The following is an 18711-nucleotide window of genomic DNA, read 5'->3' as shown; positions in this document are numbered from 1 at the left end:
TATCCGGCCTACAGAACCGTAGGTCCGGTAAACGAAGTGCCACCGGGCATTCAGGGCTTAGCGTTTTGAACCGTAATAGACTTCGTTCCAGCGCAGCGCGTCTTTAAAGGCTGGCAGACGGGTATCGTTATCAATCACGGTCAGTTCGATGTCGTGCAGCTCGGCAAACTGACGCATATCGTTCAGGTCAAGCGCGTGGCTGAATACGGTGTGGTGCGCGCCGCCGGCCAGGATCCAGGCTTCCGACGCGGTTGGCAGGTCAGGCTGCGCTTTCCACAAGGCGTTGGCGACCGGCAGTTTCGGCAGAGAATGCGGAGTTTCCACCGCATCGACGCAGTTCACCAGCAGGCGGAAACGGTCGCCGAGGTCGATCAGGCTGGCGTTAATGGCCGGGCCGGTACGGGTGTTGAAGATCAGACGGGCCGGATCCGCTTTGCCGCCAATGCCGAGGTACTGCACGTCGAGGATCGGTTTCTCTTCAACCGCGATGGATGGACACACTTCCAGCATGTGCGAGCCGAGCACCAGATCGTTGCCGTTCTCGAAGTGGTAGGTGTAGTCCTCCATAAAAGAGGTGCCGCCCTGTAGACCGGTCGACATCACCTTCATGATGCGAAGCAGAGCGGCAGTTTTCCAGTCGCCTTCGCCCGCAAAGCCGTAGCCCTGCTGCATCAGACGTTGTACCGCCAGACCCGGCAGCTGTTTCAGACCGTGGAGGTCTTCAAAGGTGGTGGTAAAAGCGTGGAAGCCGCCCTGTTCCAGGAAGCGCTTCATGCCCAGCTCGATGCGCGCCGCATCCAGCACGTTCTGGCGCTTGTCACCGTTGACCTGTGCCGCAGGCGTCAGGCGGTAACTGCTTTCGTACTCGTCCACCAGCGCGTCAACGTCGCCATCGCTGATGTCATTCACCACCTGCACCAGGTCGCCCACCGCCCAGGTGTTGACGGAGAAGCCAAATTTAATCTGCGCGGCCACTTTATCACCGTCGGTGACCGCCACTTCGCGCATGTTGTCGCCGAAACGCACCACTTTCAGGTGACGGGTATCCTGCTTAGATACCGCCTGACGCATCCAGGAGCCAATGCGTTTTTGTGCCTGGCCATCCTGCCAGTGGCCGGTCACCACGGCATGCTGTTGACGCATGCGCGCGCCGATGAAGCCGAACTCGCGGCCGCCGTGAGCGGTCTGGTTCAGGTTCATGAAGTCCATGTCGATGCTGTCCCACGGCAGGGAGGCGTTGAACTGCGTGTGGAATTGCAACAGCGGTTTGTTGAGGATAGCCAGGCCGTTGATCCACATTTTGGCTGGTGAGAAGGTGTGCAGCCACACCACCAGGCCAGCGCATTTGTCATCGTAATTGGCATCGCGGCAAATGTTGGTGATTTCGTCCGGGGTAGTCCCCAGCGGCTTCAGCACCAGTTTGCACGGCAGTTTGGCTTCCGCGTTCAGCGCATTCACAACGTGCTCCGCGTGTTTCGTCACCTGCTGCAACGCTTCCGGTCCGTACAAATGCTGGCTGCCAATCACAAACCACACTTCATAATTATTAAAAATGGTCATTATCGTGTCCTTAATATGTCAGGGTTGCCGTAGTGTCCGCGGTGCTTTTGGCCGGGGCGGCGACAGGGAGATAGTGAAGTTCGGCGCTTTTTGCCCATTGCTGGTAGCGCTGATAAAGCTGTTCAAAGCGTTGTGCCTGCTGAGTCTGCGGATGGAGCGTATTTTCGACGGCGCTCGCCATATGCTGTTGCGCGGTCGGGATATCCGCATGGACGCCTGCGGCCACGGCAGCGAAAATCGCGGCACCCAGCGCACAGCACTGATCGGAGGCCACAATTTGCAGCGGCCGGTTCAGCACGTCGCAGCAGGCCTGCATAATCACCGGATTTTTACGGGCGATGCCGCCCAGCGCCATCACGTTGTTCACGTCAATGCCCTGGTCGATGAAGCACTCCATGATGGCGCGCGCGCCGAACGCGGTGGCGGCGATCAGGCCGCCAAACAGCGCGGGCGCGTCGGTCGCGAGGTTGAGATCGGTAATCACTCCTTTCAGACGCTGGTTGGCAAACGGCGTACGACGGCCGTTGAACCAGTCCAGCACCACCGGCAGGTGGTCGAGAGACGGATTTTTTGCCCAGGCGTCGGTGAGCTGCGGCAGGAGCTGTTTTTTGCTCGCCGTAATCTGCGTTTTCAGTTCAGGATGCGCGGCAGCCAGCTGATCCAGCGGCCAGCCGAGCACGCGGCCAAACCAGGCATAAATATCACCGAAGGCGGACTGGCCCGCTTCAAGGCCGATAAAATCAGGCACCACGCTGCCGTCAACCTGACCGCAGATGCCTTTCACCGCGCGGTCGCCGACGCTGGCTTTATCTGCCGTCAGAATGTCACAGGTGGAGGTGCCGATAACTTTCACCAGCGTGTTGGGCTGCGCACCCGCGCCCACGGCCCCCATATGGCAGTCGAACGCGCCGCCGGAAATGGTCACGTTTTGCGGCAGACCGAGGCGTTTCGCCCACTCTTCGCAGAGCGTGCCGACCGGAATATCGGCGGTGAAGGTGTCGGTGAACAGCGGGTATGTCAGGTTTTTGTTGATGATCGGGTCGAGTTCATCGAAGAACGCTGCCGGAGGCAGACCACCCCAGCTGTCATGCCACAGCGATTTATGCCCGGCGCTGCAACGGCCGCGGCGAATATCCTGCGGACGCGTGGTGCCGGAGAGCAGGGCGGGAACCCAGTCGCACAGCTCAATCCATGACGCCGCTGCCTGTGCGACCGACGCGTCCGCGCGGGTAACGTGCAGGATCTTGGCCCAGAACCACTCGCTGGAGTAAATCCCGCCGATGTAGCGGGAGTAGTCAGTTTTGCCCGGCTGATGGCATAAGCGGGTGATGGCTTCCGCCTCTTCCACGGCGGTATGGTCTTTCCACAGCACAAACATGGCGTTCGGGTTGTCGGCAAACTCCGGTCGCAGCGCCAGTACGCGGCCTTCGGCATCGACAGGGGCAGGCGTTGAGCCGGTGCTGTCGACGCCAATCCCCACGACATCGGCCCGCTGGGCGTCGGTCAACTCCGCCAGAACGGTTTTGATCGCCGCTTCCATCGACTCGATGTAGTCCCGCGGGTGGTGACGGAACTGGTTGTTTGGCGCATCGCAGTAGCGCCCCTCTTGCCAGCGCGGATACCACTCAACGCTGGTTGCTATCTCCTGGCCAGTCGTACAGTCCACTGCCAGCGCGCGAACTGAGTCGCTGCCAAAATCGAGGCCAATTGCAATTGCCATGGTGTTGCTCCATCCAAAAAACAGGTATGGAAGAACATTAGAGACTAGGGACAAAAATCGTCAGGCAGGATCCGCTAATCTTATGGACTAAATTGCTGTAGCCACGCAAAGTGTGACGCCGTGCAAATATTCTATGTGGACATTTCTGCCGCACTTATAGACACTTTTGTTACTGCTTATCCGCCCGTGCTGGCGGAGAAATCAGGGGGAAAGGCTGAAACATGGCGGACGTAAAAGAGGCGTGATGCTTTTTGGATCTTTTCGCGGGCCATTTTTATACTGCTTTTATCGATATGGACAATTGGTTTCCTTCAGGACCCTTGGGAGAACTGAATCTATGGCCGAACCGCAAAACGATCCCTTACTGCCGGGCTACTCATTTAACGCCCATCTGGTGGCGGGACTGACGCCAATTGAGGCCGAGGGATATCTCGATTTTTACGTCGATCGCCCTCTTGGCATGAAGGGATATATCCTGAACCTGACCGTACGCGGAGAAGGCGTCGTCAAAAATGGGGATCAACAGTTTATCTGCCGCCCCGGTGATATGCTGCTGTTCCCGCCGGGGGAGATCCATCACTACGGGCGCCACCCGGATGCCAAAGAGTGGTATCACCAGTGGGTCTATTTCCGTCCGCGCGCCTACTGGCAGGAGTGGCTCTCGTGGCCGGCCATTTTCGCCCAGACCGGTTTATATCGCCCGGATGAGGCGCATCTGGCGCAGTTCCGTGAGCTGTTCGCACAGATTATTGAGGCAGGGCAGGCGGGCGGGCGCTACGCCGAACTGCTGGCCATCAACCTGCTTGAACAGGTGCTGCTGCGCCGCATGGAGGCCATCAACGAGTCGCTTAATCCGCCGCTGGACAACCGCGTCCGCGACGCCTGCCAGTACATCAGCGACCACCTTGCCGACAGCCAGTTTGATATTGCCAGCGTCGCCCAGCATGTGTGCCTGTCGCCGTCACGGCTGTCGCATCTGTTCCGCCAGCAGCTTGGCGTGAGCGTACTCAGCTGGCGCGAGGATCAGCGCATCAGCCAGGCGAAACTGCTGCTCAGCACCACCCGAATGCCTATCGCCACCGTCGGGCGTAACGTCGGCTTTGAAGATCAGCTCTATTTCTCTCGCGTGTTTAAGAAGTGCACCGGTGCCAGCCCGAGCGAATTCCGTGCGGGATGTGAATAATCGGTAAACATTCAGGTGAACTTCAGGCGCATCTTGTAAACTATTCAGACAATTGATGCCTTGACGCGGTGCAGGGCGCTAAGCAGAATCGCTGATTCGTTTTCTGACCGGAATAGTTATGCAGGCATTGCTGGAACATTTTATTACCCAGTCCGTTATGTATTCGCTCATCGCCGTGGCGCTGGTGGCGTTTCTGGAGTCGCTGGCGCTGGTCGGGCTGATCCTGCCCGGCACCGTGATGATGGCGGGGCTTGGGGCGCTTATCGGCAGCGGCGAGGTCAATTTCTGGCAGGCGTGGATGGCCGGTATTATCGGCTGTTTGCTGGGGGACTGGATCTCCTTCTGGCTGGGCTGGCGCTTTAAGAAGCCGCTGCACCGCTGGTCGTTCATGAAAAAAAACAAAGCGCTGCTGGATAAAACCGAGCATGCGCTGCACCAGCACAGCATGTTCACCATCCTCGTGGGGCGCTTCGTTGGCCCAACGCGTCCGCTGGTGCCGATGGTGGCCGGGATGCTGGATCTGCCCGTCGCGAAGTTTGTGGTGCCGAATATCATCGGCTGCGTCTTCTGGCCGCCGTTCTACTTCCTGCCGGGTATCCTGGCGGGCGCGGCGATTGATATTCCTGACGGTATGCAAAGCGGTGAGTTTAAATGGCTGCTGCTGGGCACGGCGGTGCTGCTGTGGCTGGCGGTCTGGCTCTGCTGGCGCCTGTGGCGCAGCGCGAAAGCCAGTGTTGATCGTCTGACGCGCTATCTTCCGCGCACTCGCCTGCTCTGGCTGGCCCCGCTGACGTTGGGGGTGGCCGTGGTGGCGCTGATCGCGCTGATCCGCCACCCGCTGATGCCGGTGTACGGCGAGATCCTGTTGAAGGTGGTGAGCCGTTAAGGTGTTTTCCCTCTCCCCTGTGGGAGAGGGCAAGGGTGAGGGCATCAGACCTCACGAATACCTAAAAGTGAAGATGCCCCCGCCTTACCACTCAGAAGTTCTTCTTTTTCCCCATCCCACAAAATACGTCCCTCCGCGATCACCACCGATCGCGGCGCGATGCGTGCGGCATCTTCGATGCTATGCGAAACCATCAGCATCGTCAGTTGTTCGCGCTCGCAAACCTCCTCAACCAGCGAGAGCATTTCCTGACGCAGAGCGGGGTCGAGCGCCGAAAAGGGTTCATCGAGCAGCAGCAGCGGCTGCTTGCGCACCAGGCAGCGCGCCAGCGCCACGCGCTGGCGCTGGCCACCGGAAAGCTCACCCGGTAGTCTGTTGATAAACGCAGCCAGGCCCATTTGTTCGGCGATCGCCTCCAGCGTCTGACGCTGCGCAACATTGAGCTTCAACCCCGGATCCATACCCAGCGCGATGTTCTGCCACACCGTAAGATGATTGAACAGATTGTTTTCCTGGAACAGCATCGACACCGGGCGCTTAGCCGGCGGAGCGTAGGTATACTCGCCATTATCAATGACGATCGACCCGCTGGCAGGCTGTAAAAAACCGGCAATCAGATTGAGCAGTGTACTTTTTCCGGCCCCGCTGGGGCCAAGCACTGCGATTCGCTCTCCCTGACGAACGGAGAGGGTAAAACGCATTGGCAGGTGCTCATAAAGCCAGGTTACATCAGTCAGTTTTAACATCACGCCCCGGAAGTTTTTCGATAACGGTAAATAACGCAAAGCACAGCAGCAACAGGAGTAGCGCCGTGACGGCGCCGTCCTGGCTACGATAGGAGCCAATTTGCTGATAAAGCCAGAACGGCAGCGTGCGGAAATCCTCGTTGCCGAAGAGGGCCACAACGCCAAAATCGCCAATCGACAGCACGCAGGCAAACGCCAGCGCCTGGGCCAGCGGACGCTTTAGCGCGCGCAGTTCGACCACCTTCAGACGCTGCCAGCCCTGCATGCCCAGCGACTGACACAGCAAACTGTAGCGGCTATTGATGTCGCGCATCGGGTTTTCCAGCACCTTGAGCGCGTAAGGGATGGCCATCAGTGCGTTGGTAAAAATGACGATGCCGTCGGCGCTTTCCGGCAGGCCGATGGTGCTGTTGAACAGTAAAAAGAATCCGGTCGCCAGCACAATGCCCGGCATCGCCAGGATCAGCATACCCGTCAGTTCCAGCGCGTGTCCGGCTTTACGGGCATGACGCGCGTGCAGTTCGCGGCTGCTCCAGAGCAGCATCATGGTCAGGATCACGCACAGTAGCCCGGCAGCCAGCGCGATGCGCAATGAGGTCCACGTTGCTTGCCACAGGACAGGCTGTTGCAGTACCGACAACACATTGCGATTCAGGCCATCAACAATAACGGCCAGCAGCGGGGGCAGCAGAAGCAGGAGTGCCAATGCGATTAGCATAAAATCCGCGACGCGGCTGTGCAGGCTGTCCTGCGGATCGCGCCAGCCTGTCAAGTTATTGCTACCTGTGGGGATCGCTTTACTTAGCCGCTGGCTGAGTAACACCAGCGCCAGGCAGCAGACCATCTGCACGATCGCCAGCAGCGCGGCGCGGCCCGGATCGTAGTCGTAACTTAAGGCCTGATAGATCGCCAGCTCAATGGTGGTGGCCTGCGGCCCGCCGCCGAGAGAAAGTACGGTCGCGAAGCTGGCGAAGCAGAGCATAAAGATTAGCGCGGCAACCGGAGCAATCTGGCGTCGCAGCCACGGCCATTCGACAAAGCGGAAGAACGACCAGCCGCGCATGCCAAGCTGGGCGGCAATCTGACGCTGCTCACCGGGAATGTTTTCCAGCGCCTGTAAAAAGAGGCGCGTCGCCATCGGCATATTGAAAAAAATATGCGCCAGCAGAATGCCTTTCAGGCCGTAAGGGGAGAAGGTCCATTCCAGACCAAGCAGGTTGAAGAGGGATGCCAGCCAGCCCTGCCGACCGTAGACGCTCAGAATGCCGAACACCGCCACCAGCACGGGCAGGATCAGCGTCATCGCGCACAGCCGCAGCAGGGCAAGCCTGCCGGGGAAACGTCTGCGATAGAGGGCGCGTGCAAGGAAAATGGCCGGGATCGCCGACAGCAGCGCGGAGAGAAACGCCTGCCAGAAGGAGAAGCGGATGACGTGCCAGAGATAGCTGTCGTGCCAGAGGGCGAGTAGATCGCTCTCTGGCGCGTTAAACCACAGCGCAAGGAATGCACCCAGGCTGACGACGACCATCAGTACGGCGGCGAGCAGCCCGGGAACTAACCAGCCGGGGATCAGCGGCTGACGGCGCGTTGCCATTCACTAATCCATGCGGCGCGCTGGGCGGCAACCTGCTGCGGCGTAAATTCCAGTGAGGTTTGCGGCTTGTTTAGCTGCTCAAAGCCTGCCGGCAGCGCAACGTCAGTGACCGGGTACATCCAGTTGCCGGTCGGAATAGCGTTCTGAAATGCCGGGGAGATCATAAATTTCAGGAATTTTTCGGCAAGCTCCGGCTGTTTGCTCGCGGCGGTGCGGGCGGCCACTTCCACCTGCAAATAATGCCCTTCAGCAAAGTTCGCGGCGGCGTAGTTGTCTTTCTTCTCGGCGATAATGTGGTAGGCCGGAGAGGTAGTGTAGCTCAGCACCAGGTCGCTTTCGCCTTTCAGGAACAGGCCATAGGCTTCGCTCCAGCCTTTGGTGACGGTAACGGTTTTCGCGGCCAGCTTCTGCCACGCTTCCGGCGTTTTATCCCCGTAAACTTTTTGCATCCACAGCAGCAGCCCCAGACCCGGCGTGCTGGTACGCGGATCTTCGTAAATCACGCGCCATTTCTGGTCACTTTCGACCAGCTCTTTCAGGCTTTTGGGCGGATTCTTCAGCTTGTTTTTATCGTAGACAAACGCAAAGTAACCGTAATCAAAGGGAACGAAGGTGTCGTTTTTCCAGCCGCCCGGTACGTTAACGGCATCTGCCGCCACGCCGCTTTTGGCGAACAGTCTGGTTTGGGTGGCGGCTTCCAGCAGGTTGTTATCCAGCCCGAGCACCACGTCGGCTTTGCTGTTTTTGCCTTCCATGCGCAGCCGGTTAAGCAGCGAGACGCCATCTTCCAGCGCCACGAATTTCAGCTCGCAGTTGCAGTCCGCTTCAAAGGCTTTTTTTACCACCGGGCCAGGGCCCCAGTCGGCGGAGAAGGAGTCGTAGGTGTAGACCGTCAGAACAGGCTTAGCAAAAACAGGCAGCGCAAACAGCGCCAGCAGAGGAAGAACGTTTTTTAACACTTTGCACCTCAGGGTTGAGTGGCAAAGGATTTTGAGAGACAGCCTCAAATCCCTTCGCCGGCGTTATCCGGATCAGGTTCGACGGGTATTATCTCAGCGCACATCAGTGATGCAGCACCCCGTTGAGAACGGCGCTATTGTAATGATTTGGTGAATATTACGAAAGCGTTATGGCTCCGGCGGCGCAAACCAGGCGGATTTAAAATCAAACCAGCCCAGGGTGTTCATCCGCAGGCCGCGCATGCTGCGCTGGCCCTGGATCAGCAGCCAGTGGTGAATCAACGGTACGATCGTCTGCCCGGCCAGTAATTCCTGACACCAGGCGGCCAGATCCATTTCTCCTGCCCGCCACCGTGCGGCGTCCTGCTGCCAGTCCCGGTTGATACAGTGCTGAATCAGGGGCACTTCGTACAGGTGAGAAAAGAGCGAGAAATCAAGCGGCAGCGTAAAGTTTGCGCTGTTGAGCCAGATATCGCTGATAACGTCTCCGCGATGCCATTCATCATAATCGACTTCCTGTATCGCCAGGGTCACGCCTTCGGCTGCCAGCAGCGTGCTCATGATCCTTGCGATAAACCTGTGCTCAATGTGATCGCGATAGTAGCTGAGGGTGATGGTCTCCAGTCCGGCAGGTTTTTCACTGCGCACTGGCTGCGCATGGTGCCAGCGCGGAAGCAGGCCATAGGCCGGAAACCACCAGGTCTGGTATTGCTCCTCTGCGTGATAAATCAGGTTAGCAGGGGCAAGAATATGGCTGATCCACCTGCGTACGTCGTGGTTTGCCCCGCGATGGCTGCGGCTATCAAAGAGCAGGTAGTAGCAGCCCTCCTCCAGGCGGCTTTCGAACGCCTTTTCACCGGCTGTTGGCCCTTCCAGGGTCAGGCCTGCGCTCAGCTCTTCGTTGAGATCCGGTAACACCCAGACGTTCACTTCGTCGATCAACGCCCTGTAGCCAAAGTAATCATCAAAGGCGCGGATCTTCAGCTGATTACTGTTGTTTCGTGTAACGGAGTAGGGGCCCGTACCAATCGGCTGGCTGGAAAAATTGTTCAGGGAGCGCCACTCGGCAGGCAGGATCATTGAGGGGACGTAGCCCAGAAGCCACGGAAGCCATTTGTCCGGCTGCGATAGCTCAATATCCAGCGTCCAGGCCGTTGGGGAGTGGATCCGCGAGATATGCGAATAGAGCGGCAGCGTGCGGGCGCGCTCTAAGGAATCGATAACGTCGCGCATCTCCAGCTCGCGTCCATGGTGGAAATGAATGCCGGGGCGTAGAAAGAAGCGCCAGTGCAGCGGGGACACCTGTTGCCAGTGATGGGCAATATCCGCTTCCAGTTCCCCGTTTCCCTCATTTATCCGCGTCAGGCCGCTGAATATCTGCCGGGCCATGTGGGTTTCAGAGCGACGTAACGCCGTACCGGGCAACAGATTTTTCATTGGGCGGTAGTAAAGCACCCGCAGAATGTGACGTCCCTGACGAAAGCTGCGTCCCAGATGCGAGACCAGCATCTGGCGCACGGCGGCTTTGTCGCCCACCAGCTGGACCAGCTGATCGATGCGGTCCTGCTCCAGCAGATCCTCCGCCCGCTGTTGCTGTAGCGCCAGGCCGGTATAAAGGAAAGTCAGGCGCGAGCGCTTGCCGCGTCCGGCTTCAGCCTCCCAGTTTAGCCAGCCCTGCTGCTGCATGGTGTTGAGGAGGGTACGCATATGACGCCGGGAGCAGTTGAGGAGTTCAGCCAGCTCGTTCAGCGTGGTCTCCTGCGATTGCCCCTCGCAGCACTGCCAGAGGCGGATAAATTGTTGTTGCAGACGACCAGAAGGCATAAAAGGGGAACTCCTGACAAAAAATCAGCAATTTATTAATCCCTATATTAAGCCAATAATCCTTATCGATGAAGCGAGGAGGTAAATTATGAAGAGGTCTACCGCACGTCAGTTTTATCAGCACTATTTTTCAGCGACAAAGGGAGTGTCCTGGCTGGCCCGCCAGTGCGCAGAGCAGCGGCTGAGAATACTGGAAGATCTGATGCAGTGGGACGTTACGAAACCGACCTCTTCTCGCTAACTCGCCTCGATCATGTGTGACTGAGTATTGGTGCTAATCACCCGCCAGCAAAATGTTTTTTGCTGGCTTTTTTCGTTTACTATTTCACCCAATTTCGATTCGCTTTCATAAGGACTTGCGCATGCTCTGGTTGATGACGATGGGGCGACGCCTGAATGGCGTGTACGCCGCTTTTATGCTGGTGGCCTTCATGATGGGCGTAGCCGGCGCGCTACAGGCGCCGACGCTGAGCCTGTTTCTCAGCCGCGAGGTGGGGGCGCAGCCGTTTTGGGTGGGCCTGTTCTACACCGTCAACGCCATTGCCGGGATCCTCGTCAGCCTGTGGCTGGCGAAACGATCCGACAGCCAGGGCGATCGCCGCAAGCTGATCCTCTTTTGTTGCGCCATGGCCGTGGGCAACGCGCTGCTCTTTGCTTTCAATCGTCATTACCTGACGCTCATTACCTGCGGCGTGCTGCTCGCCTCTCTTGCGAACACCGCCATGCCGCAGCTGTTTGCGCTGGCCCGGGAATATGCGGATAGCTCGGCGCGGGAAGTGGTGATGTTCAGCTCGGTGATGCGCGCCCAGCTCTCGCTGGCGTGGGTCATTGGTCCGCCGCTGGCCTTTATGCTGGCGCTGAACTACGGCTTTACCGCGATGTTTTCCATCGCAGCCGGGATTTTTGTCATCAGCCTGGCGCTGATAGCCTTCGCACTGCCGTCCGTGGCGCGCGTCGAACAGACAGCGGATAAACCGCTCACCCAGGTGAGCGGCTGGCAGGACAAAAACGTCCGCATGCTGTTTATTGCCTCGACGCTGATGTGGACCTGCAACACCATGTACATCATCGACATGCCGCTGTGGATCAGCAGCGATCTGGGCTTACCGGACAAGCTCGCGGGGATCTTAATGGGCACCGCTGCCGGGCTGGAAATTCCGGCGATGATTCTGGCGGGTTACTATGTAAAACGTTTCGGTAAACGGAAAATGATGGTGGTTGCGGTTGCAGCCGGGGTGTTGTTTTATCTTGGGCTGATCTTATTCCATTCGCGCGAAGCGCTGCTGGCGCTTCAGCTGTTTAATGCTGTGTTTATTGGCATCATTGCCGGGATCGGCATGCTCTGGTTCCAGGATCTTATGCCCGGACGCGCAGGCTCTGCGACCACGCTTTTTACCAACAGCATTTCGACCGGAGTGATCCTGGCGGGGGTGATTCAGGGGGCGCTGGCGCAAAGTTACGGGCATGGCTCAGTTTACTGGGTGATTGCCGCGATTTCGGTGGTTACGCTTGGGCTGACTTGCCGGGTTAAGGATGTCTGATTCTGGAAGGCGGCTTTACGAAACAAATCAATGGCCCGCTTTTTGCGGGCCATTGTCTTTAGCCCATAAACGCAGGCTGTTTTTTCTCATACGCTGAGATGGCGTCTTCGTGCTGGAGAGTTAAACCAATGCTGTCCAGACCGTTCAGCATGCAGTGGCGACGGAAGGCATCAATGCTGAAGCTGTAGGTTTTATCCCCGGCTTTCACCACTTCCCCTTCCAGATCCACTTCAAACGACATGCCCGGATTTGCCTTAACCAGCGCGAACAATTCATCGACCTGTTCGTCGCTCAGCGTCACCGGCAGCAACTGGTTGTTGAAGCTGTTGCCGTAAAAGATATCCGCGAAGCTGGGGGCAATAACCACCTTAAAGCCGTAATCGGTCAATGCCCATGGCGCATGTTCACGCGACGATCCACAGCCAAAGTTTTCCCGCGCCAGCAAAATGGAGGCGCCTTTGTATTCCGGAAAGTTCAGGACGAATTCCGGGTTTGGCACTTCGCCTTTATCGTCGAGGAAGCGCCAGTCGTTGAACAGATGCGTACCAAAACCCGTGCGCGTCACTTTCTGCAAAAACTGCTTAGGAATGATAGCGTCAGTATCGACGTTAGCGGCATCCAGCGGGACAACACGGCCCGTATGTTGGGTAAATTTCTCTGCCATGATTGTCTCCTTATTTCAGGCTGCGAATATCGGCGAAATGACCGGTGACTGCCGCAGCGGCGGCCATTGCCGGGCTGACCAGGTGGGTGCGGCCACCGCGGCCCTGACGGCCTTCAAAGTTACGGTTGCTGGTGGAGGCACATCGCTCGCCCGGATTCAGGCGGTCGTTGTTCATCGCCAGACACATGGAGCAGCCGGGCAGGCGCCATTCGAAGCCTGCTTCGATAAAGATCTTATCCAGACCCTCCGCTTCCGCCTGGGCTTTCACCGGACCGGAGCCCGGCACAACCAGCGCCTGCACGCCCGGCGCCACTTTGCGGCCTTTAGCAATTTCTGCCGCAGCGCGTAAATCTTCAATACGGGAGTTGGTACAGGAGCCGATGAACACTTTATCAATGCTCACGTCGGTCAGCGGTACGCCGGGTTTCAGCCCCATATAGGCCAGCGCCTTTTCCGCACTGGCGCGCTCGACCGGATCGGCGAAGGAAGCCGGGTCAGGAATGCTGTCGTTGACAGAAATCACCTGGCCCGGGTTGGTGCCCCAGGTGACCTGCGGGGCGATCTCTTCCGCCTGTAACGTCACAACGGTATCAAAAATTGCCCCCTCGTCCGTTTTCAGGGTTTTCCAGTACGCTACCGCGTCGTCAAAATTCTGACCTTTCGGCGCATGCAGACGCCCCTTCACATAGTTGAAGGTGGTTTCGTCTGGGGCCACCAGTCCTGCTTTGGCGCCCATCTCAATGGCCATGTTGCACAGGGTCATACGACCTTCCATGCTCAGCGCCTGGATAGCATCTCCGCAGAACTCAACGACGTGACCGGTGCCGCCTGCACTGCCGGTTTTGCCGATAATCGCCAGCACGATATCTTTCGCGGTGATACCCGGCGCGGCTTTCCCCTTCACTTCAATCTTCATGGTTTTGGCGCGGCCCTGCTTCAGGGTCTGCGTCGCCAGAACGTGTTCAACTTCAGAGGTCCCAATCCCGAACGCCAGCGCGCCAAATGCGCCGTGGGTTGCGGTATGGGAGTCGCCGCAGACGATGGTCATGCCTGGCAGGGTAATCCCCTGCTCAGGCCCCATTACGTGGACGATACCCTGATAGGGGTGGTTCAGATCGTACAGCTCCACGCCAAACTCGTTACAGTTCTTAATCAGCTCCTGCATCTGGATACGCGCCATCTCGCCAGATGCATTGATGTCTTTGGTCTGGGTGGAAACGTTGTGATCCATCGTGGCAAAGGTTTTACCCGGCTGACGCACCGGGCGCTTGTGCGCGCGCAGGCCGTCAAATGCCTGAGGAGAGGTCACTTCATGTACCAGATGACGGTCGATGTACAACAGTGGGGTTTCGTTTGGTGCTTCGTAGACCACGTGCGCATCAAACAACTTCTCATATAACGTCTTAGCCATGATTACACCCCTTCAGCGACATAGCGGGCAATGATGTCGCCCATTTCATCGGTACTGACTGCCGCCGTGCCGCGTGCTAAATCGCCGGTACGGACGCCTTCTTCTAACGCCCGGTTAATGGCGTTTTCAATTGCGGTTGCTGCATCGCCTGCATCCAGGCTATAGCGCAGCAGCAGAGCCAGGGAGAGGATCTGCGCAATCGGGTTGGCGATGTTTTTGCCTGCGATATCCGGCGCGGAGCCGCCCGCCGGTTCGTACAGGCCAAAGCCTTCTTCGTTCAGGCTGGCCGAGGGCAGCATGCCCATGGAGCCGGTGATCATGGCGCACTCATCCGAGAGAATATCGCCGAACAGGTTGGAGCACAGCAGCACGTCAAACTGGGACGGATCTTTGATCAGCTGCATCGTTGCATTGTCGATATACATATGCGACAGCGCAACGTCCGGGTACTGCTTAGCGACTTCACTGACGATTTCGCGCCACAAAATAGACGACTGGAGCACGTTTGCTTTATCAATAGAGGTCACTTTACGGCGGCGTTTGCGCGCTGACTCAAACGCGATATGGGCGATACGTTCGATTTCAAAACGGTGATAGACCTCGGTATCAAACGCTTTCTCATGCTGACCGCTGCCTTCGCGACCTTTTGGCTGACCGAAGTAGATGCCGCCGGTCAACTCACGCACGCACAGGATGTCGAAACCGTTGGCCGCGATATCCGCGCGCAGCGGGCAAAACTCTTCCAGCCCCGGGTACAGTTTCGCCGGACGCAGGTTGCTGAACAGTTTGAAGTGCTTACGCAACGGCAGCAGCGCACCGCGCTCTGGCTGCTCTGCTGGCGGCAGGTGTTCCCATTTTGGGCCGCCCACGGAGCCAAAAAGAACGGCATCGGCATTTTCGCAGCCTTCTACAGTCCCTTTCGGCAGGGGGGTACCGTGATTATCAATCGCAATACCGCCCACGTCGTAGTGGCTGGTGGTAATTTTCATCGCAAAACGCGAACGAACAGCTTCCAGTACTTTCAGCGCCTGTGCCATCACTTCCGGGCCAATACCGTCACCCGGCAACACAGCAATATGGTAATTCTTCGACATCACACGGTTTCCTTGTTGTTCTCTTTATTCTGAGCTTTGCGTTGCAACTCTTTTTCGACTTCGGCGGCGCGCCAGATGTTGTTCAGGACATGCACCATCGCTTTCGCGGAGGATTCGACGATATCTGTCGCCAGACCCACACCGTGGAAGCGGCGACCGTTGTAGTTGACGACGATATCAACCTGGCCCAGGGCGTCTTTACCGTGCCCTTTTGCCGTCAGGTCGTATTTCACCAGCTCTACGTCGTACTCAGTGACGCGGTTAATCGCCTGGTAAATGGCATCCACAGGGCCGTTACCGTTGGCGGCTTCCGCTTTAATTTCATCGCCGCAGGCCAGCTTGACGGAGGCGGTAGCGATATCGCTTGAGCCTGACTGAACGGTGAAGTAGTCCAGACGGAAGTGTTCTGGCTCTTCCTGTTGTTTATTGATGAATGCCAGTGCTTCCAGGTCGTAATCGAAGACCTGGCCTTTCTTGTCAGCCAGCTTCAGGAATGCGTCGTACAGCTGATCCATGTTGTAATCGCTGTCCTTATAACCCATCTCTTCCATACGGTGTTTTACCGCCGCGCGGCCAGAGCGCGAGGTCAGGTTCAACTGAACCTGGTTCAGACCGATGGATTCCGGAGTCATGATTTCGTAGTTTTCACGGTTCTTCAGCACGCCATCCTGGTGAATACCGGAGGAGTGGGCGAACGCGCCAGCCCCAACAATCGCCTTGTTCGCCGGGATCGGCATGTTGCAAATCTGGCTCACGGTCTGGCTGGTGCGCCAGATTTCGTTGTGATTGATGCGAGTGTGCACGTTCATAATGTCTTTGCGCACCTTGATCGCCATGATCACTTCTTCCAGCGAGCAGTTGCCGGCACGTTCACCAATGCCGTTCATTGCCCCTTCTACCTGACGCGCGCCGGCGTGAACGGCGGCGATGGCATTGCCCACAGCCAGGCCCAAATCGTCATGGGTATGCACGGAGATGATGGCTTTATCAATATTTGGCACGCGATCGTACAGGCCGGTGATGATGTTGGAGAACTCAAACGGCATGGTGTAGCCGACGGTATCAGGGATGTTGATGGTTTTGGCGCCGGCATTGATGGCGGCTTCCACCACACGGGCCAAATCGTCAATCGGCGTGCGGCCTGCATCTTCACAGGAGAATTCGACGTCATCAGTGTAGTTACGCGCGCGTTTGACCATATACACCGCACGTTCAATCACTTCATCCAGCGTACTGCGCAGCTTGGTCGCAATGTGCATGGGGGAGGTGGCAATGAATGTATGGATACGGAAGGCTTCTGCAACTTTCAGGGATTCCGCGGCCACATCAATATCTTTCTCTACGCAGCGAGCCAGACCGCACACGCGGCTGTTTTTGATGGTGCGGGCGATGGTCTGCACTGACTCGAAATCACCTGGCGAGGAGACGGGAAAGCCGACTTCCATAACGTCTACACCCATGCGTTCGAGGGCCAGAGCAATTTGCAGTTTTTCTTTAACACTCAGGCTCGCCTGTAATGCCTGTTCACCGTCACGTAAAGTAGTATCGAAAATAACGACTTGCTGGCTCATGGGTTAGGTCCTTGTCAGTCTTAGGGCGCCTTGCTACGAGCATAAAAAAACCCGCGCAGTGGCGCGGGTTTTTAGTTTTACTGAAGACGATTCAACGCTGAATTTCGCCCGCCAGTCTACCGCGCACAGTGGATGCGTTTAGTAGTAGTAGACGGGTGAAACGAAGGGTGCGAATCATGAATCGTGCTCCAGGTGAATGCGATATGCTTTTAGTGGTACTGGATACGCCAACTCATGTCAACCCCTCTCAGGCAAAACGGCCACTCAGTACAGGATAAACACATTAGCTAATTGTGCTGGTTTTTGCATGTCTAACCGATTTTATTGTCTATTATTGGACTGGCGATTCATCTCTGGAATAATTTGAATATAATTGGTAGCAATTGAACATACTATTTTTACCAATGTGCTGTGAAATGGAATCTGTTTCATATCATTGATTTATAAATTACATGAATGATTTGCGGGTGAGTAAGTTATCAAAATTGATATCATTTTGTTAATGAAAATGCGATGTATGCCATTAATAGTTTAATAACACTTAAGTCATTATTAATGAGTGCGTTGATTGTGCATTTGTCTGATTTATGGTTTCATGCCCACATTAAAGTTTGAGATATCTTTTGAACGATTTTTAGCTCTTCATTTATGGGATGCGTAAAGTCGCTCGTTGAATGGGGTTTCTTTATATATTCCGAATTTTAAATAATTCCCTTTCGCTTGTTGTATATGCATGGTAAATCATATTTTTCGAAGTTATTACTGTACCTTGGCAAAGGGAATTTAGCGTGACGGTGGAGTCAGAAATGCCAGAAAATAATATTAACCAACCACAGACTTATGATGGGGTTAAGCCTCAGTTGCGCACAGTGGATCTCAATCTGTTAACTGTATTTGATGCAGTTATGCAGGAGCAGAATATTACGCGAGCAGCGCAATCTCTGGGAATGTCTCAACCTGCCGTGAGTAATGCCGTAGCCAGACTTAAGGTGATGTTTAACGACGAGTTATTCGTCCGCTATGGAAGAGGTATCCAGCCCACGGCGCGTGCATTCCAGCTATTCGGTTCGATTCGTCAGGCGCTACAGCTGGTACAAAATGAGCTTCCCGGCTCGGGTTTTGAACCCTTAAGCAGTGAACGGGTTTTCCATCTCTGTGTTTGCAGTCCGTTAGACAATTATTTGACGTCTGTTATATATAATAAAGTTGAACAGATTGCTCCTAATATTCATCTCGTTTTTAAATCATCATTAAATCAAAATACTGAGCACCAGCTTCGTTATCAGGAAACGGAGTTCGTTCTGGGCTATGAAGAGTTTCGCCGTCCAGAGTTTGCCTGTGTTCCATTGTTTAAAGATGAAATGGTGTTAGTCGCCAGCAAAAAACATCCCCGTATGAATTCTCCGCTGCGTGAAAGCGATGTTTACAGCGAGCAGCATGCCGTGGTTGCTCTGGACAGATATGCCTCATTTAGTCTGCCGTGGTATGACACTGCCGATAAACAAGCCAGCGTGGCCTATCAGGGAATGGCGATGGTCAGCGTATTGAATGTCGTTTCTCAGACGCAGCTAGTCGCTATTGCACCGCGCTGGCTTGCTGAAGAGTTCTCCGATTCGCTGAGCCTGCAAATTTTACCTCTGCCGCTCAAGCTGAATAGCCGTACCTGTTATCTTTCCTGGCATGAAGCGGCGGGGCGGGATAAAGGGCATCAATGGATGGAAGAGCTGCTGGTCAATATTTGTCGTCGATAAGACAGGATGAATAAACTGCATGGTGCCATGCGGTTTATTCTGTGGTTTTTTATGCAAGCAATATTTTGTTCTGTGCGCATTTTTTCAGACACTCAGGGAGGCTTAAAAATAGATGATTTCCTGATCCATCCTCTTTTTAAGAGATGAATTATTAGCGTCTCCCCTCATAGCAGATGAATTCACCATATTCGTGTCTGACAGCTGTTT

At 56.0% G+C, this 18711-nt stretch carries 16 protein-coding genes and 1 riboswitch; of the genes, 5 read left to right on the top strand and 11 right to left on the bottom strand.

Annotated features, from left to right (window positions below; all coding sequences use genetic code 11):
* Positions 1 to 57: 57 nt before the first annotated feature.
* On the bottom strand, positions 58 to 1560 hold the full coding sequence (gene araA / locus ACOTYB_RS00690) for an L-arabinose isomerase (protein ID WP_045342599.1): 1503 nt from the start codon (positions 1558 to 1560) through the stop codon (positions 58 to 60).
* 10 nt (positions 1561 to 1570) lie between these two features.
* The gene (gene araB, locus ACOTYB_RS00685) at positions 1571 to 3280 is read right to left on the bottom strand and encodes a ribulokinase (protein ID WP_045342600.1); all 1710 of its coding nucleotides are present in this window, start codon (positions 3278 to 3280) and stop codon (positions 1571 to 1573) included.
* Between the two features lie 337 nt (positions 3281 to 3617).
* Here araB and araC point away from each other — a divergent pair, with 337 nt between their 5' ends.
* Complete coding sequence (araC, locus tag ACOTYB_RS00680; RefSeq protein ID WP_045342601.1) at positions 3618 to 4463, top strand: arabinose operon transcriptional regulator AraC; 846 nt, start codon at positions 3618 to 3620, stop codon at positions 4461 to 4463.
* Positions 4464 to 4581: 118 nt separating this feature from the next.
* Positions 4582 to 5349 (top strand): DedA family protein, encoded by a 768-nt coding sequence (locus tag ACOTYB_RS00675; RefSeq protein WP_023324146.1) that lies wholly within the window; start codon positions 4582 to 4584, stop codon positions 5347 to 5349.
* 44 nt (positions 5350 to 5393) lie between these two features.
* On the opposite strand, the gene thiQ is transcribed toward ACOTYB_RS00675, so the two are convergent.
* The 4 genes from thiQ to sgrR form a co-directional block, all read right to left on the bottom strand.
* Positions 5394 to 6095, bottom strand: a complete 702-nt coding sequence (thiQ, locus tag ACOTYB_RS00670; protein ID WP_220153567.1) for a thiamine ABC transporter ATP-binding protein ThiQ — start codon at positions 6093 to 6095, stop codon at positions 5394 to 5396.
* Complete coding sequence (gene thiP / locus ACOTYB_RS00665; protein ID WP_045342602.1) at positions 6079 to 7689, bottom strand: thiamine/thiamine pyrophosphate ABC transporter permease ThiP; 1611 nt, start codon at positions 7687 to 7689, stop codon at positions 6079 to 6081. The genes thiQ and thiP overlap by 17 nt, the downstream gene beginning before the upstream one ends.
* Complete coding sequence (gene thiB / locus ACOTYB_RS00660) at positions 7665 to 8648, bottom strand: thiamine ABC transporter substrate binding subunit (protein ID WP_003856391.1); 984 nt, start codon at positions 8646 to 8648, stop codon at positions 7665 to 7667. Before thiB ends, thiP begins: the two co-directional genes overlap by 25 nt.
* 31 nt (positions 8649 to 8679) lie before the next feature.
* Positions 8680 to 8780: riboswitch (TPP riboswitch) on the bottom strand.
* A 36-nt stretch (positions 8781 to 8816) separates the two neighbouring features.
* Positions 8817 to 10472 (bottom strand): HTH-type transcriptional regulator SgrR, encoded by a 1656-nt coding sequence (gene sgrR, locus ACOTYB_RS00655; protein WP_045342603.1) that lies wholly within the window; start codon positions 10470 to 10472, stop codon positions 8817 to 8819.
* 88 nt (positions 10473 to 10560) lie between these two features.
* Here sgrR and sgrT point away from each other — a divergent pair, with 88 nt between their 5' ends.
* Both sgrT and ACOTYB_RS00645 read left to right on the top strand, forming a co-directional pair.
* Positions 10561 to 10713, top strand: a complete 153-nt coding sequence (sgrT, locus tag ACOTYB_RS00650) for a glucose uptake inhibitor SgrT (RefSeq protein ID WP_003856388.1) — start codon at positions 10561 to 10563, stop codon at positions 10711 to 10713.
* A 121-nt stretch (positions 10714 to 10834) separates the two neighbouring features.
* Positions 10835 to 12013, top strand: coding sequence for a sugar efflux transporter (locus ACOTYB_RS00645; RefSeq protein ID WP_045342604.1), 1179 nt, complete (start codon positions 10835 to 10837; stop codon positions 12011 to 12013).
* A 58-nt stretch (positions 12014 to 12071) separates the two neighbouring features.
* On the opposite strand, the gene leuD is transcribed toward ACOTYB_RS00645, so the two are convergent.
* From leuD to leuL, 5 genes are all read right to left on the bottom strand, one after another.
* Positions 12072 to 12677, bottom strand: coding sequence for a 3-isopropylmalate dehydratase small subunit (gene leuD / locus ACOTYB_RS00640; RefSeq protein WP_045342605.1), 606 nt, complete (start codon positions 12675 to 12677; stop codon positions 12072 to 12074).
* A gap of 10 nt (positions 12678 to 12687) precedes the next feature.
* On the bottom strand, positions 12688 to 14088 hold the full coding sequence (leuC, locus tag ACOTYB_RS00635; protein ID WP_003856382.1) for a 3-isopropylmalate dehydratase large subunit: 1401 nt from the start codon (positions 14086 to 14088) through the stop codon (positions 12688 to 12690).
* Between the two features lie 2 nt (positions 14089 to 14090).
* Positions 14091 to 15182, bottom strand: coding sequence for a 3-isopropylmalate dehydrogenase (leuB, locus tag ACOTYB_RS00630; RefSeq protein ID WP_003856380.1), 1092 nt, complete (start codon positions 15180 to 15182; stop codon positions 14091 to 14093).
* Positions 15182 to 16753: a 2-isopropylmalate synthase gene (gene leuA, locus ACOTYB_RS00625; RefSeq protein WP_045342607.1), complete on the bottom strand. Its 1572-nt coding sequence runs from the start codon at positions 16751 to 16753 to the stop codon at positions 15182 to 15184. The genes leuB and leuA overlap by 1 nt, the downstream gene beginning before the upstream one ends.
* 91 nt (positions 16754 to 16844) lie before the next feature.
* Positions 16845 to 16931, bottom strand: a complete 87-nt coding sequence (leuL, locus tag ACOTYB_RS00620; RefSeq protein WP_113772366.1) for a leu operon leader peptide — start codon at positions 16929 to 16931, stop codon at positions 16845 to 16847.
* Positions 16932 to 17559: 628 nt separating this feature from the next.
* Here leuL and leuO point away from each other — a divergent pair.
* The gene (leuO, locus tag ACOTYB_RS00615) at positions 17560 to 18504 is read left to right on the top strand and encodes a transcriptional regulator LeuO (RefSeq protein WP_023324151.1); all 945 of its coding nucleotides are present in this window, start codon (positions 17560 to 17562) and stop codon (positions 18502 to 18504) included.
* The last annotated feature ends 207 nt before the right edge of the window (positions 18505 to 18711 follow it).

The sequence above is a fragment of the Enterobacter cloacae complex sp. IR5450 genome, assembly GCF_049238665.1.
In the GTDB taxonomy this organism is placed as follows: Bacteria; Pseudomonadota; Gammaproteobacteria; order Enterobacterales; family Enterobacteriaceae; genus Enterobacter; species Enterobacter hormaechei_C.
This window is presented reverse-complemented; position numbering and strand designations above follow the sequence as displayed.

Excerpts from the sequence above, each read along its gene's own strand:
- araC (WP_045342601.1), top strand. The coding sequence starts at position 3,618 with ATGGCCGAACCGCAAAACGATCCCTTACTGCCGGGCTACTCATTTAAC.
- leuA (WP_045342607.1), bottom strand. The coding sequence starts at position 16,753 with ATGAGCCAGCAAGTCGTTATTTTCGATACTACTTTACGTGACGGTGAA.
- leuC (WP_003856382.1), bottom strand. The coding sequence starts at position 14,088 with ATGGCTAAGACGTTATATGAGAAGTTGTTTGATGCGCACGTGGTCTAC.
- leuB (WP_003856380.1), bottom strand. The coding sequence starts at position 15,182 with ATGTCGAAGAATTACCATATTGCTGTGTTGCCGGGTGACGGTATTGGC.
- thiP (WP_045342602.1), bottom strand. The coding sequence starts at position 7,689 with ATGGCAACGCGCCGTCAGCCGCTGATCCCCGGCTGGTTAGTTCCCGGG.
- leuO (WP_023324151.1), top strand. The coding sequence starts at position 17,560 with ATGCCAGAAAATAATATTAACCAACCACAGACTTATGATGGGGTTAAG.
- sgrT (WP_003856388.1), top strand. The coding sequence starts at position 10,561 with ATGAAGAGGTCTACCGCACGTCAGTTTTATCAGCACTATTTTTCAGCG.
- ACOTYB_RS00645 (WP_045342604.1), top strand. The coding sequence starts at position 10,835 with ATGCTCTGGTTGATGACGATGGGGCGACGCCTGAATGGCGTGTACGCC.
- araA (WP_045342599.1), bottom strand. The coding sequence starts at position 1,560 with ATGACCATTTTTAATAATTATGAAGTGTGGTTTGTGATTGGCAGCCAG.
- leuL (WP_113772366.1), bottom strand. The coding sequence starts at position 16,931 with ATGATTCGCACCCTTCGTTTCACCCGTCTACTACTACTAAACGCATCC.
- sgrR (WP_045342603.1), bottom strand. The coding sequence starts at position 10,472 with ATGCCTTCTGGTCGTCTGCAACAACAATTTATCCGCCTCTGGCAGTGC.
- thiQ (WP_220153567.1), bottom strand. The coding sequence starts at position 6,095 with ATGTTAAAACTGACTGATGTAACCTGGCTTTATGAGCACCTGCCAATG.
- araB (WP_045342600.1), bottom strand. The coding sequence starts at position 3,280 with ATGGCAATTGCAATTGGCCTCGATTTTGGCAGCGACTCAGTTCGCGCG.
- ACOTYB_RS00675 (WP_023324146.1), top strand. The coding sequence starts at position 4,582 with ATGCAGGCATTGCTGGAACATTTTATTACCCAGTCCGTTATGTATTCG.
- leuD (WP_045342605.1), bottom strand. The coding sequence starts at position 12,677 with ATGGCAGAGAAATTTACCCAACATACGGGCCGTGTTGTCCCGCTGGAT.